15 protein-coding genes and 1 riboswitch are annotated in these 13270 nt (G+C 72.7%); of the genes, 3 read left to right on the forward strand and 12 right to left on the reverse strand.

What is annotated here, in order from left to right:
• Nucleotides 1–512 precede the first annotated feature (512 nt).
• Nucleotides 513–2033, forward strand: a complete 1521-nt coding sequence (locus AB0N04_RS06610) for a PAS domain-containing sensor histidine kinase (RefSeq protein ID WP_360204422.1) — start codon at nucleotides 513–515, stop codon at nucleotides 2031–2033.
• Nucleotides 2034–2563: 530 nt separating this feature from the next.
• Here AB0N04_RS06610 and AB0N04_RS06615 read toward each other — a convergent pair.
• The gene (locus AB0N04_RS06615; protein ID WP_014138019.1) at nucleotides 2564–2815 is read right to left on the reverse strand and encodes a WhiB family transcriptional regulator; all 252 of its coding nucleotides are present in this window, start codon (nucleotides 2813–2815) and stop codon (nucleotides 2564–2566) included.
• A gap of 370 nt (nucleotides 2816–3185) precedes the next feature.
• Entirely contained in the window at nucleotides 3186–4157 is a 972-nt protein-coding gene (locus AB0N04_RS06620) for a diacylglycerol kinase family protein (protein ID WP_360204425.1), read from the reverse strand.
• 50 nt (nucleotides 4158–4207) lie between these two features.
• Here AB0N04_RS06620 and AB0N04_RS06625 point away from each other — a divergent pair, with 50 nt between their 5' ends.
• On the forward strand, nucleotides 4208–4636 hold the full coding sequence (locus tag AB0N04_RS06625; protein WP_360204428.1) for a hypothetical protein: 429 nt from the start codon (nucleotides 4208–4210) through the stop codon (nucleotides 4634–4636).
• A 67-nt stretch (nucleotides 4637–4703) separates the two neighbouring features.
• Here AB0N04_RS06625 and AB0N04_RS06630 read toward each other — a convergent pair whose 3' ends face one another.
• From AB0N04_RS06630 to sodN, 8 genes are all read right to left on the reverse strand, one after another.
• On the reverse strand, nucleotides 4704–5696 hold the full coding sequence (locus AB0N04_RS06630; RefSeq protein ID WP_360204431.1) for an RNA polymerase sigma factor SigF: 993 nt from the start codon (nucleotides 5694–5696) through the stop codon (nucleotides 4704–4706).
• 157 nt (nucleotides 5697–5853) lie between these two features.
• Nucleotides 5854–6264, reverse strand: coding sequence for an anti-sigma regulatory factor (locus AB0N04_RS06635; RefSeq protein WP_360204433.1), 411 nt, complete (start codon nucleotides 6262–6264; stop codon nucleotides 5854–5856).
• A 249-nt stretch (nucleotides 6265–6513) separates the two neighbouring features.
• A complete protein-coding gene (locus tag AB0N04_RS06640) occupies nucleotides 6514–6990 on the reverse strand; it encodes a GNAT family N-acetyltransferase (protein ID WP_360204436.1) in 477 nt (158 codons plus the stop codon).
• Nucleotides 6991–7000: 10 nt separating this feature from the next.
• A complete protein-coding gene (locus tag AB0N04_RS06645) occupies nucleotides 7001–7384 on the reverse strand; it encodes a nuclear transport factor 2 family protein (RefSeq protein ID WP_360204438.1) in 384 nt (127 codons plus the stop codon).
• A gap of 102 nt (nucleotides 7385–7486) precedes the next feature.
• Nucleotides 7487–8479, reverse strand: a complete 993-nt coding sequence (locus AB0N04_RS06650) for an ABC transporter substrate-binding protein (RefSeq protein WP_360204441.1) — start codon at nucleotides 8477–8479, stop codon at nucleotides 7487–7489.
• An 8-nt stretch (nucleotides 8480–8487) separates the two neighbouring features.
• A complete protein-coding gene (locus AB0N04_RS06655) occupies nucleotides 8488–9264 on the reverse strand; it encodes an ABC transporter ATP-binding protein (protein ID WP_360204443.1) in 777 nt (258 codons plus the stop codon).
• Nucleotides 9264–10328: an iron ABC transporter permease gene (locus AB0N04_RS06660; RefSeq protein ID WP_360204445.1), complete on the reverse strand. Its 1065-nt coding sequence runs from the start codon at nucleotides 10326–10328 to the stop codon at nucleotides 9264–9266. The genes AB0N04_RS06655 and AB0N04_RS06660 overlap by 1 nt, the downstream gene beginning before the upstream one ends.
• A 176-nt stretch (nucleotides 10329–10504) precedes the next feature.
• Nucleotides 10505–10644: riboswitch (cobalamin riboswitch) on the reverse strand.
• A gap of 98 nt (nucleotides 10645–10742) precedes the next feature.
• Nucleotides 10743–11138 carry a superoxide dismutase, Ni gene (gene sodN, locus AB0N04_RS06665; RefSeq protein WP_360204447.1) on the reverse strand — a complete coding sequence of 132 codons (396 nt, stop codon included), beginning with the start codon at nucleotides 11136–11138 and terminating at the stop codon, nucleotides 10743–10745.
• A gap of 177 nt (nucleotides 11139–11315) precedes the next feature.
• On the opposite strand from sodN, the gene sodX reads away from it, so the two are divergent.
• The gene (sodX, locus tag AB0N04_RS06670; protein WP_360204449.1) at nucleotides 11316–11780 is read left to right on the forward strand and encodes a nickel-type superoxide dismutase maturation protease; all 465 of its coding nucleotides are present in this window, start codon (nucleotides 11316–11318) and stop codon (nucleotides 11778–11780) included.
• Here the strand turns inward: sodX and AB0N04_RS06675 are convergent.
• Entirely contained in the window at nucleotides 11777–12367 is a 591-nt protein-coding gene (locus AB0N04_RS06675; protein ID WP_360204451.1) for a CGNR zinc finger domain-containing protein, read from the reverse strand. The two genes, sodX and AB0N04_RS06675, sit on opposite strands and share 4 nt — an antisense overlap.
• A 113-nt stretch (nucleotides 12368–12480) precedes the next feature.
• Nucleotides 12481–13233, reverse strand: a complete 753-nt coding sequence (locus AB0N04_RS06680) for an amino acid ABC transporter ATP-binding protein (protein WP_360204856.1) — start codon at nucleotides 13231–13233, stop codon at nucleotides 12481–12483.
• Nucleotides 13234–13270 lie beyond the last annotated feature (37 nt).

The following is a 13270-nucleotide window of genomic DNA, read 5'->3' on the forward strand; positions in this document are numbered from 1 at the left end:
CATCGTCGTGCCGGCCTGGCGTTCGATCTCGCAGCCCCCGCCCGTCGAGGCGATCACCGCCCTGCGCCCGTCCACAGCCTGTGGACGGGGCCCGAGCCGTTCGAGCGGCGGAGCGGGGCTCCGGCGGGGGAGTCCCGGGGCGGCCGCCGCACCCGGGGGCGGCCGGAAAGCACTACGGGCCACGGCGCCGACACGGGACCCTCAACCCGTGCGGCACCGCAGCCCGGAGCTGTCGTCGGTCGCCGGGGTCGATCGAGAACTGTGCGGGGTCCTCGCTCGGCGGCGTCCGACCGAGGAAAGGCCTCGCGCGGTCAGGGCAGTTGCGCGGTGGGCCTCTCCTTGGTGCTCATTCATTGTGGACTAGACCAATCTCGGTTGTCCAGGCCTCCCCGAAAATTGGTCTGGACAACTCGGGTCGACCGGTTCCGCCGCAGGCCGGCCGCGCGATCCGCCCCCGGTCCGCCTCCCGGTCCGCCGCGCCCCGCCCGCACCCGCGGCGATACGCTCGCCATGTGCCCTCGCTGAACGAACTCGTCCGCCGCCACACCACCCTCACCGGGGCCGACGTGGAATGGCTCCACATGCTGGTCTCGGAGTGGCAGCTGCTCTCCGACCTCTCCTTCGCCGACCTCGTCCTGTGGATCCCCACCTGGGACGGCATCCGCTACGTCTCGGTGGCGCAGATGCGGCCCAACACCGGGCCCACCTCCTACCAGGACGACATGGTCGGCCACCTCGTCCCGCGCGGCCGCCGCCCGCTCCTGGACGCCGCCTTCGACGAGGGCCGGATCGTGCGCGAGGGCGACCCCGAGTGGCGCGAGGAGGTGCCGGTGCGGGTGGAGTCCATCCCGGTCCGGCGCGAGGGCAAGGTGCTCGGGGTGATCGCCCGCAACACCAACCTGCTCACCGTCCGCACCCCCAGCCGGCTGGAGCTCACCTACCTCCAGAGCGCCTCCGACCTGGCCCAGATGATCGCGGCCGGCGCCTTCCCGTTCCCCGGCATCGAGCAGGCCGACATGGACGCCGCGCCGCGGGTCGGCGACGGCCTGATCCGCCTGGACGCGGACGGCATCGTCACCTACGCCAGCCCCAACGCCCTCTCCGCCTACCACCGCCTGGGGCTGACCACCGACCTCGTCGGCAGCCACCTCGGCCGGGCCACCGCCGACCTCGTCCCGCCCTCCCGGGCGGCCGTGCACGAGGCGCTGGTGAAGCTGGCGAGCGGCTGGGCGCCGCGGCAGACCGAGGTGGAGGCGCAGGGCGGAGTGGTGACGGTGCGGGCGATCCCGCTCAAGCCGAAGGGCACCCTCACCGGCTCGCTGGTGCTCTGCCGGGACGTCACCGAGCTGCGGCGCCGCGACCGCGAGCTGATGACCAAGGACGCCACCATCCGGGAGATCCACCACCGGGTGAAGAACAACCTGCAGACCGTCGCGGCGCTGCTGCGCCTGCAGTCCCGCCGGATGGAGTCGGAGGCCGGCCGGGCCGCGCTGGACGAGGCGGTGCGCCGGGTCGGCTCGATCGCGATCGTGCACGAGACGCTCTCCCAGGCGCTGGACGAGCAGGTGGCCTTCGACGAGATCGCCGACCGGGTGCTGGCGATGGCGATGGAGCTGTCCCAGGACGGACGGGTCGCCACCCGCCGCAGCGGCAGCTTCGGCATCCTGTCCGCGGAGGTCGCCACCCCGTTGTCGATGGTGCTGACCGAGCTGCTGCAGAACGCGCTGGAGCACGCCTTCGGCCCGACCGCCTCCGGGAACCTGGAGGTGAGCGCACTGCGCGGACGGGCCCCGGCGACGGGGATGGGCTGGTCGGACAGCTGGAACGGCGGGGCCCGGCCGGAGGAGTACCTGCTGATCACCGTGCAGGACGACGGCCGCGGCATGCCCGAGGGGTTCGATCCGAAGACGGCCGGCAACCTCGGCCTGCAGATCGTCCGCACGCTGGCGACCGGCGAGCTGGGCGGCACCTTCGACATGGTGGCCGGACCGAACGGCGGCACCAAGGTGATCCTGGAGATCCCGGTCCGCTGACCGGCTGTCCCGGCCTCCGCGTTCCAACTGCCGCGTTCCAACTGCCGCGTTCCGGCTGCCGCGTCCGGCCGGCGCACTCGGGCCGATGTGCTCCGGCCGGCAGGTTCAGGCCGCCACGGGTCGGTGCGTCGAGGAGCGCGGCGGGGGCGTGCATCCGGCCCGGGCGCCGGGTCCGCACCCCACGCGCCCCGGGACGGCGCACCCGTCCGGGCGCGGAAACAGAAACGAGGCCCTGTCGACCGGGGGGGGGTGGGTCGACAGGGCCTCTCAACCCGTTCCGGCCGTCGGGGGGAGTCGGCCGGAACGGGGGCTCTGGGTAGCGACACCTCGCCGGTGCGTTGCACACGGTGAGCGCCACAGCTCCACAATATTGCTCTAAGTGAACAGTATCAAGTGTCTGGGGCGGTCCGGTGTCGCGGGACCTCGCGGGGCAAGGTCCTTTGTGCGGAAGGCTTCACCAGGAGGTGCAGGGAAGCCTTTGATCATGTGTCGATCGGTGCTGCGGTTACCGCTGGTACTACGGCGTGTGATCAGGCGGTGCGGGCGCGGTTGCGGGCGGCACGGCGCTTCATCGCGCGACGCTCGTCCTCGCTCATGCCGCCCCAGACGCCGGCGTCCTGGCCGGTCTCAAGAGCCCACTGCAGGCACTGCTCCATGACCGGACAGCGGCGGCACACGGCCTTGGCTTCCTCGATCTGCAGCAGAGCAGGACCGGTGTTCCCGATCGGGAAGAACAGCTCCGGGTCCTCTTCGCGGCAGACAGCGCGGTGGCGCCAGTCCATGGTCGTCCAACTCCTCCTGCCGGCGGGGGTCACCCGATCGGCATAATCGATGGCTTGTGAATGTGAACGCTTTCACGAATCCCGCAACAGCAAAAGAGACCAAAGGCCCGCCGGGGCCCGGGTGGTCTGTGCTGGGGAGGGATTCGGCGATTCGAGGGACGCCCCGCGGTCGACACCCGCCAGGATCTGAGGTTGCCGTCGCTGCGATGTGTCCCGAACGCCATGTAGAGGTTCGCAAACCTCGGGCCCGGATACAACCCCCTTCAGGGAGGAATTTTTGATTCTTCGGTGTCGCCTAGCTCACAGCCAGTACTTCTATGGAGTGAAGGGGGCTTGTGCGTTCGAGAAGAAGGGTGAACCCCCCTTCCGGTCACACAATCACACGCAGTGCCCGCCGAACGCCTGTGAAACTGACGCGCCTCCTGTCTCCAAGATGGTCGCCGTCGACCTGGAACGGGGCGGGTTCCTCTGAAACCAAGGTGAAGTGTCTGACGTCGTGATAGGAGACGACGTGCTTGCCGGTGGGGCCCACCGGCGGTGCGCCGTCGCTCGAAGGCGCGTACGACCGCAGGATCTGACGGATCGTTCGAGCCGTACCGAACGCCGTCATCCGGGTGATGCCGAAGACGTCGAGATCCGTGTCGAAGGAGGCGAGCGGTGAGGGGTACACCGGTCGGTTGCCCAGGAACGTCCACGGGGAGGTGTTGCTGACTATGGCCAGCACCAGGCCCGGCACGCCCTGGTGGCCCGGGAGTTCCAGGGTCACCGGGCCGGAACGGCGCTGCTCACGCTGGGTGACGTAGTGCCGGAGCGCCTGCCCGACGTAGAGCGCGTGGGTGGACTTGCGCCCCGCCCTCCGCTGCTCCTCCACCCGGCCCACCACCCCCGCGTCGAAGCCGAGGCCGGCGGTGAAGGTGAACCAGCGGTCCGGCAGCCCCTCGGTCATCGCCTTGCCCAGGCCGATCGGCCGCTCGCTGCCCTGGTCCAGCGCGTTCAGCAGGGCGCCGGTGGCCTCCACCGGGTCGTTCGGCAGCCCCAGTGCCCGGGCGAACACGTTGGTCGAACCGCCCGGCACCACGGCCAGTCGCGGGACCTTCTCGCCCGGGCCGTGCGCCAGCAGCCCGTTCACCACCTCGTTGACGGTGCCGTCACCGCCGAGCGCGACCACCAGGTCGACCGTGCCGTCCTCCGTCGCCTCGCGGGCCAGGTCGCGCGCGTGGCCCCGGTACTGCGTCTCCGCGACCTCCAGCTTGAGGTCGCTGCGCAGCGCGTGGATCAGCACGTCCCTGGTCCGGCCACTGGTGGTGGTGGCCTTGTGGTTCACGACCAGGAGAGCGCGCATGGGGAAAGCCTACGGGTCGGTACGGGCCGACCGGCGGCTACCCTGCTGGAGTGACCGCAGAATCCTCCGCACCCGTACCCTCGGCGGGCCCGGCCCGCCCCGCGCCGCTGACCGTGGGCGCCGCCATCACCGCCCTGGAGGGCGCCGCGCTGGCCGTCGTCGGCGTCTGGGACATGGTCTCGGCGCTGTCCGGGCAGTCCAAGCAGCTGGCCCTGAACGAGTTCGGCGGCCTGGTCATCGTGCTGCTCGGGGTGCTGCCGATACTGGCCGCCCGGGCGCTGCTCAAGGAGCGCCGCTGGGGCCGCAGCCCCGCGGTGCTGACCAACTCGATCTGCCTGCCGGTCGGCTACTACATGCTGCAGAGCGGTGGCGCGATGATCGCCGTCGGCGTGCTGGTGGGTCTGCTCGGTCTGGTCGGCATCGGCTCGCTGCTGAACCCGAAGGCGACGGCGGCCCTGTACGCGCCGCACGAGGGCTGAGCGTCAGGGCCGTCACGGCCGTCACGGCCGTCGGGGGGTCGGCCGCCGTCTCCGGCGGCCGACCGTCCTACTCCTCCACGAGGAGCTTCTCCCGCAGCTGCGCCAGGGTCCGGGCCAGCAGCCGGGACACGTGCATCTGGGAGATCCCCACCTCGGCGGCGATCTGCGACTGCGTCATGTTCCGGAAGAACCGCAGCACCAGGATCTTCTGCTCCCGGGGCGGCAGTTGGGCCAGCAGCGGCTTGAGCGACTCGCGGTACTCGACGCCCTCCAGGGCCTCGTCGGTGGCGCCCAGGGTGTCCGCCACGGCCGGCGACTCGTCGTCGCTGTCCGGGACGTCCAGGGACAGCGTGGAGTACGCGTTGGCGGACTCCAGACCCTCCAGGACGTCCTCCTCGGAGATGCCCAGGTGCTCGGCGAGCTCGTGCACCGTGGGGGAGCGGCCGTGCCGCTGGGAGAGCTCGCTGGTCGCCGTGGTGAGCGACAGCCGCAGCTCCTGCAGCCGGCGCGGCACCCGGACCGCCCAGCCCTTGTCGCGGAAGTGCCGCTTGATCTCGCCGACGATGGTCGGCGTCGCGTAGGTGGAGAACTCGACCCCGCGCTCGTGGTCGAAGCGGTCCACCGACTTGATCAGGCCGATGGTGGCGACCTGGGTGAGGTCGTCCAGCGGCTCGCCCCGGTTGCGGAACCGCCGGGCCAGGTGCTCGACCAGCGGGATGTGCATCCGCACCAGCTGGTTGCGCAGCTCGACGCGCTCCGGGGAGCCCTCGGGCAGCGCCGACAGCCGGACGAACAGCGCGCGGGCCGCCTCCCGGTCCGGCGCGCCCGTGCGGTGCGGGCCCTGGGTGGGCACCGCGCCCCGCAGGTCCCCCGCCTCGTCCGCCGGCTCGGGCGGGGTCGGCGAGGCGGGCGTCGGATCAGACGTCGGCTCGGTCGGGTGGCTCATCCGGTGGGCGTCCTTCGGGTGCGCATCGTCGTTGGCGGCGAGGCCGGGAACGCTCGCCTGGGTCGGTACGGCAGGGCCCGCCGTCGCGAGGCCGGTACGGTCCAGATCACTCACGGCCATTCCCCCGTTCCGTTCCGGGAGCACCGGGGCCCGTTGGCCCCGGCATCTTCTCGTTGGTCGTACCGCTGGGGGGCGGTACCGGGCGCCGCCCGCCCGGCCCCGGATCGGGGGCGGACGGACGGCCCTTCGCGCGGTGCTGCTCGACGCCCGTCTAGTGGGCGGCGGGGCCGCCGCGCTTCTTGTGCAGGCTGATCGACACGGTCTTGTCCTCGGCGACCGAGGAGTCCACCTCGCCGGCCAGTGCGGAGAGCACCGTCCAGGCGAAGGTGTCGCGTTCGGGCGCCTTGCCGTCCGTGGTCGGGGCGGCGACCGTCACCTTCAGCGAGTCGCCGACCAGCCGGAACTCGCAGGACAGGACGGAACCGGGCACCGCCTGCTGGAGCAGGATGGCGCAGGCCTCGTCGACCGCGATCCGAAGGTCCTCGATCTCGTCGAGGGTGAAGTCGAGCCGCGCCGCCAGGCCGGCCGTCGCTGTTCGCAGGACCGAGAGGTAGGCCCCTGCCGCGGGCAGCCGGACCTCCACGAAGTCCTGCACTCCGGGCTCGCCGTCGATCTGGGACACCCTCACCTCCTGGGTGACGCGCTGTGCTTCCGGGCCGGTGGCCGCGGCACTGTCTGTTGCTTGGCTCAACTGCTTCGCCCCAACTGTCCAGAGGGGTGGTGCGGTACGTACCGGTCATACCCCTCGCAGGGCGGCCGGACGCCGCGTATCCGCCTGAGACCTTACCGCTTTCCGCACGCCGTCCGGGGCTCGGGAGTCACTCATGGTAAGCCATCGCGACGCAGGGTGGCAGGGGTTCGGGCGGACCGTTCAGCGGCTCCCGGCGGCGGTGAGCGCCTCGCCGGTGAGCCGGAAGATGCTCCAGTCGTCCATCGGGACGGCGCCGAGCGACTTGTAGAAGTTGATCGAGGGCTCGTTCCAGTCGAGGACCGACCACTCCATCCGCGCGTAGCCGCGCTCGACGGCGATCCGCGCCAGCTCCAGCAGCAGGGCCTTGCCGTGGCCGCCGCCGCGGGCCTCCGGGCGGACGTAGAGGTCCTCCAGGTAGATCCCGTGGGTGCCGCGCCAGGTCGAGAAGTTGAGGAACCAGACGGCGAAGCCGACCGGCTCGCCGGTGGCCTCGTCCTCGGCGACCAGGCCGAAGAGCGCGGGACTGGCACCGAACAGAGCGTCGTGCAGCTGCTCCTCGGTGGCCACCGCCGCGTGCGGTTCCTTCTCGTACTCGGCGAGTTCGCGGACCATGGCGTGGATGACGGGGACGTCGGTGGCGACGGCGGTGCGGATCATGCCGACGAGCCTACTGGGCGGGCCCGGTCTCGTCCCAGGCCTGGATCGAGGTCTGGTCGACGATCCTGCCGTCCCGCAGGTCGGCCATGGAGGTCATCAGCACCCGCACGCCGTCGGGGTAGCGGCAGGACTCCATGAAGGCGACGTGCTCGCCCTGGACCACCACCTGTTCGAGGGTGTGGGTGGGCTCGCGGCTGTAGACCTCGTTCAGCATGGCGGCGATCTCGTCCCGCCCGTGCATCACCAGGGGGTGGCTGGGCTGGGTCTTGCGGTCGACCACGCGCAGTTCCGCGTCGTCCGCGTACAGGGCCAGCAGGGCCGCGGGGTCGCTGCGCTCGATGCCCTCGCGCAGCGCACGGGTGTCGAAGGCGGACGGCGCCGCCGTGGTGGTCATGATCTCGCTCCTCCGGTCGGGTCCGTCGGCTCGCACCTCCGAGCGTACGCCCGGCGGGCCGGGCCGGCGGGCCCGCCGGGGGAGCGGGATCCGGGCCGCCGGTCAGCGGGCGGGGACGGTGCGCAGGTAGGCGGCCAGTGCGGTGATCGCGGCCGGGTTGCGCGGGCTCTCCACCAGGTCGACGTAGTCCAGGACGAAGATCCGGTCGTTCCGGACCGCCGAGACGCCGGCGAGCGGCGGGAAGGACTTCAGGAAGGCGCGCTTGGCCTCGGCGCCGGTCTCCCCGTAGTTGTTGATCACGATCACCTCGGGATCGCGCTCGACGACGCTCTCCCATCCGACGGTGGTCCAGCTGTCGGCGAGGTCGCCCGTCACGTTGGTCCCGCCGGCCCTGGCGATGATCTCCTGGGGCGCGGCGAACCTCCCGGCGGTGTACGGCTTGTCCTTCCCGCTGTCGTACAGGAAGACGGACGGCCGGTGCGCGGGCTCAGGCACGGCGGCCACCTGCGCCCGGAAGTCGGCGATCAGCCGGTCGGCGCGGTCCCGGACGTCGAAGACCTCGCCCAGGTTGGCCAGGTCGGTGTAGAGCGCGTCCAGCGGGGACATCACCCCGCGCTCGGGGCCCCGGCCGCTGCGGCAGGACTCGCTGAGCACGTACGAGCCGATGCCGAGGTCCTTCAGCGCCTGCGGGGTGAAGCCGCTCCCCTCGTCGAAGCCGTAGTGCCAGCCCGCGAAGACCAGGTCGGCCCGGGCGTCCAGCACGATCTCCTTGGTGATCTCCTTCCTGGAGAGCCACGCGGTCCGCTGGTAGCCGTCCTTCCAGGCGACCTGGTCGACCCGGCCCTTGTCGTCGGGCATCACGTAGCCGGCCATCCGGTCGGCGAGGCCGAGGGCGAGCATCAGCTCGGTGATGCCGACGTCGTTGGTGACCGCCCGGGCGGGCTTGCGGTCGAAGGTGAGCGCGGTGCCGCAGTTCTGCACGGTCACCGGGTAGTGGGCGGAGCCGGCGGCGGCGTCGCCGGGGGCGATCTCCGCGCCGCAGGCGGTGAGTCCGAGGGCGAGCAGGGCGGCGGAGGCAACGGCCTTGGTGCGCAAGCGGGTTCCTAGCGGGTGGGGTGGACACGGTCGAAGAGCAGCTGGAGGGCGCCGGTCACCGGGTGCCGGACGGGGGTGGCCCGGACGCCGAACACCTCGGCCAGCAGGTCGGGCCGGAGCACCTCGGCGGGCGGCCCGGAGGCGACGATCCGGCCGGCCCGCAGCACGTACAGCAGGTCGCAGTGGCCGGCCGCCAGGTTGAGGTCGTGCAGGGCGGTGAGCACCGTCGGCCCGGCCTCCCGGACCAGCGCCAGCACGTCCAACTGGTGGGCGATGTCCAGGTGGTTGGTGGGTTCGTCGAGCACCAGCAGCCGCGGGTCCTGGACCAGCGCGCGGGCGATCAGCACCCGCTGCTTCTCGCCGCCGGACAGGCTCGGGAAGCCCCGTCCGGCCAGGTGCTCGGCGCCGACCCGGCGCAGCGCCCGCGCGCAGCGCGCGCGGTCGTCCGGGCCCGGCCCGCCCAGCCCGCTCCGGTGCGGCAGCCGGCCCATCGCGACCACCTCGGCGACGGTGAAGTCGAACTCGGCGGAGTGCTCCTGCGGCAGCGCGGCCACCCGCCGGGCGGCCTCGCGGGCGGGGAGCGCGTGCAGCTCGGCGCCGTCCAGCAGGACGGCCCCGGCGGCGGGCCGCAGCGCCCGGTAGACGCAGCGCAGCAGGGTCGACTTGCCGCTGCCGTTCGGCCCCACCAGACCGACCACCTGCCCGGCGGCGGCCTTCAGCACGACGTCGTGGACCAGCCGGGCACCGGCCAGGTCGACCGAGACCCGGTCGAGGGAGAGGTCCATCAGCGCCCCCCGAGGGCGTGGCCGCGGCGGCGCATCAGGAACAGGAAGCAGGGCACGCCGAGCACCGCGGTGCCGACCCCGACGGGCAGTTCGGCGGGCGCCAGCAGGGTCCGCGAGACGATGTCCACCCAGACCAGCAGTAGCGCACCCGCCACCGGCGCGACCAGCAGCACCCGGCGGTGGCCGGCCCCGACCAGCATCCGGGCCAGGTGCGGGACCATCAGCCCGACGAAGCCGATCGCCCCGCTGACCGCGACCACCGTGCCGGTGACGGCGGCGGTCACCACGAACAGCTCGCGGCGCAGCCGGTCCGGGTCCACGCCGAGCGAGGCGGCCGTCTCGTCACCCATGGCGAGCGCGTCCAGCCGGCCCGCGGAGCAGTGCAGGTGGACCAGGCCGGCGAGCACGGTGGCGGCGACGATCGGGACGGATCCCCAGGTGGCGCCGCCGAGGTTGCCGAGCAGCCACATCATGGCGTCCCGGGCGGCCTCGCCGCGGGCGGCGGCGAAGACCATCAGCGCGGTGGCGGCGGAGAAGCCGTAGGAGAGCGCGGTGCCGGTGAGCACCAGGCGCAGCGGGGTGAGTCCGTGGGCGGTCCGGGCGGCCAGGTAGACCAGCACCATGGCGAGCAGCGCGGTGCCGAAGGCGGAGGCCGAGATCGCCCACACCCCGAGCGAGGCGAAGGCGCCCAGCAGCAGGACGGCGTTGGCGCCGACGGCCGCGCCGGAGGAGATCCCGAGCACGAACGGATCGGCCAGCGCGTTGCGCACCAGAGCCTGCACGGCGACCCCGGTGGCGGCGAGCCCGGCGCCGACCACCGCGGCCAGCACGGTGCGCGGCAGCCGGATCTCCCAGACGATGGCGTACGCGGCGGCCTCGTCGGCCTCCAGTCGACCGCCCGTCAGCCCGGCGGCGAGCAGCCGCAGCACCCGGGCAGGGCCGAGGCCGGCGGCGCCCAGCGCGACCCCGCAGACCAGCGAGAGCAGCAGGGCGACGGCCAGGCCGAGGGCGAGGGGCGGGGCGGGTATCCGCCGGGCGGGCGGCGCGGCCGCGGCGCCGCTCACGTGCCGGCCCCGCCGGGCCGCACACGGGCGTGGGCCCGCGCGCACCTGTTGACGGTCCGTTCGCTGCGCTCGTTCACCGGGGTTGTGCGCCTTGCCTCGGGCCGCGGGCGCGCGGGGGCGGGCGCCGGGCGGGCGCGGGCCCGTGCGGCGCCGTCCCCTCGCAGTCCACGGCGAGTTGTCGGGAGGTCAGCGGCCGGGGGCGATCGGGCTGGCGCGGCCGTGCGGGCCGCGCTCACCGTTGCGGGTCAGCGCCGGACTCACACCGGACTTCCCCCTCGGACGCCCTGGCAGCATAACAGCCACTCAGGCTAGGCAACCCTTACCGGGGTGGGTCCCGGCCGGGTCGGCCGTGGACGCACGACCGCCCCCGTCCGGCGGTGCGGACGGGGGCGGTCGGGTGGCGACGCGTCAGGCTCAGGCCTGCTTGGTCTCCCAGAAGATCTTGTCGACCTCGGCGATCAGGTCCAGCAGGGCCTGGCCGGTGGCCGGGTCGGTGGACGCCTTGGCGGCCGAGGCGGCCTTCAGGGTGTCGTTGATCAGCGCGTGCAGCTGCGGGTACTTCTCGAAGTGCGGGGCCTTGAAGTAGTCGCTCCACAGCACCGAGATGTGGTGCTTGACGGCCTCGGCGCGCTGCTCCTTGATGATGACGGCGCGGGCGCGGAAGTGCGGGTCCTCGTTGGCCTGGTACTTCTCCTGGGTGGCCTTGACCGACTCGGCCTCGATCCGGGCCTGCGCCGGGTCGTACACGCCGCAGGGCAGGTCGCAGTGGGCGTGGGCGGTGGCGCGCGGTGCAAACAGACGAGAGAACATGGGAGTCCTTCCTTAGATCGTCTTCCCGCGCCCGAGATTACCCTTCCGCCCTGCGGGTTTCGCGATCGGGCGGTGGGCCTAGGGCAAAAGGCGGACCCGGAACCGGGGTAATCCGGACATCGAACGGGGTGACGATCCGTGCGGCAGACTGGGACCGTTCGGTCGGGAGGAGGAGTCGTGGCGCGGAGCGCGGAAGCCGGGGGCGGCGCCCGGGGCGGCGGCGCGCTGCCGTTCGGGCTGGTCGACGTGGCCGGGCCCTCGATGGTCCCGACCCTGCGCGAGGGCGACCAGCTGCTGGTGCGCTACGGCGCGCCGATCCGCCCGGGCGCGGTGGTGCTCTTCCGGCACCCCTTCCAGCAGGACCTGCTGGTGGTCAAGCGGGCCGCCGAGCGCCGCCCGGCGGGCTGGTGGCTGCTGTCCGACAACCGGCCGGTGGACAGCGACAGCCGCAGCTACGGCCCGGTGCCGGACGAGCTGGTGCTCGGCCGGGTGCTGCTGCGGTTGCGCCCGCGCCCGGCCTGGCTGGCGCCCGGCCGCCGGCTGGAGCGGCTGCTGCTCGGCGGCCGGCTGGCCGCCGTCCCGGGCCTGGCCCGCCGGCTGGGCCTCTGGGTGGAGGACGTCCACCCGCCGCAGCCGCGCTAGGGGGTGTTGCCCGGCGCCGCGGCCTCCGCCTCCTGGCGCTTGCGGGCCCGGTAGGCGGCGACGTTGGCGCGGGTCGCGCAGCGGTCCGAGCAGTAGCGGCGGGAGCGGTTGGTCGAGGTGTCCAGGTAGGCGTTGCGGCAGGGGGCGGCCTGGCAGATGCCGAGCCGGTCGGCGCCCAGCTCGGTCAGGTGCACGGCCAGGCCCATGCAGGCGACGGCGCTGAAGTGCGCGGTGGCGGTCGGCGAGTTGTCGGCGAGGTGCAGGTGCCAGCGGGGCCGGCCGGCGTCGTCCAGGTAGTCGTGCCCGGAGACCAGCGGGCTGACGGGGTACTCCATCAGCAGGCTGTTCAGCAGGTCGACGCCCCGGACCTCGTCGTTCTCGGCGGCGGCCTCGAAGACCCCGCGCAGTCTGGTCCGCACCGCCCGCAGCCGGGGCAGGTCGGACTCGTCGGCCAGCGCGGCGGCCCGCGAGGAGTCGGAGAACAGCTCGCGCACGGCCTCGACGGAGGTCAGCGAGTCGGTTCCGCGCTCGGGCTCCTCGGTGTTCACCAGCCGGACGGCGAGGTCGGCGTACGAGGCGAGCTCCACGGCGGTCCTTCCAGAAGTGTCGGTAACGGGCTGACTGCTTCCAGCCTATTACCCGAGTGGGGAAAACGTCGGCGCCCGGCAGGAGCAGCCTGCCGGGCGCCGACGGTAGGGATCTACAGGACCTTGGAGAGGAAGGCCCTGGTGCGTTCGTGCTGCGGGTCGGTGAGCACGTCGCGGGGGGTCCCGGACTCGACGACGACGCCGCCGTCCATGAACACCAGCGCGTCGCCGACCTCGCGGGCGAAGCCCATCTCGTGGGTGACGACGATCATCGTCATCCCCTCCTCGGCCAGCCCGCGCATGACGTCCAGCACCTCGCCGACCAGCTCCGGGTCGAGCGCGGAGGTGGGCTCGTCGAAGAGCATCAGCTTCGGCTTCATGGCCAGTGCGCGGGCGATCGCCACGCGCTGCTGCTGGCCGCCGGAGAGCTGCGACGGGTAGTTCTTCGCCTTGTCGGACAGGCCGACCCGCTCCAGCAGGGCCATCCCGCGCTCGCGGGCGTCGGCCTTGGACTCGCCCTTCACCTGGACCGGCGCCTCGATGACGTTCTCTATGGCGGTCATGTGCGGGAACAGGTTGAAGCGCTGGAACACCATGCCGATGTCGCGCCGCTTGAGCGCGACCTCGCGGTCCTTGAGCTCGTAGAGCTTGTCGCCCTTGCGCCGGTAGCCGACCAGCTCGCCGTCGACGGACAGCAGTCCGCCGTTGATCTTCTCCAGGTGGTTGATGCACCGGAGGAAGGTCGACTTGCCGGAGCCCGACGGGCCGATGAGGCAGAACACCTCGCGGGGCTTGACCTCCAGGTCGATGCCCTTGAGCACCTCGACCAGGCCGTACGACTTGCGCACGCCCTCGGCCTTGACCATCGGCTCGCCCGGTGCGGCGTCCTGCGGCTGCTTGGTC

The organism is Kitasatospora sp. NPDC051702 (genome assembly GCF_040681575.1).
GTDB lineage: Bacteria > Actinomycetota > Actinomycetes > Streptomycetales > Streptomycetaceae > Kitasatospora.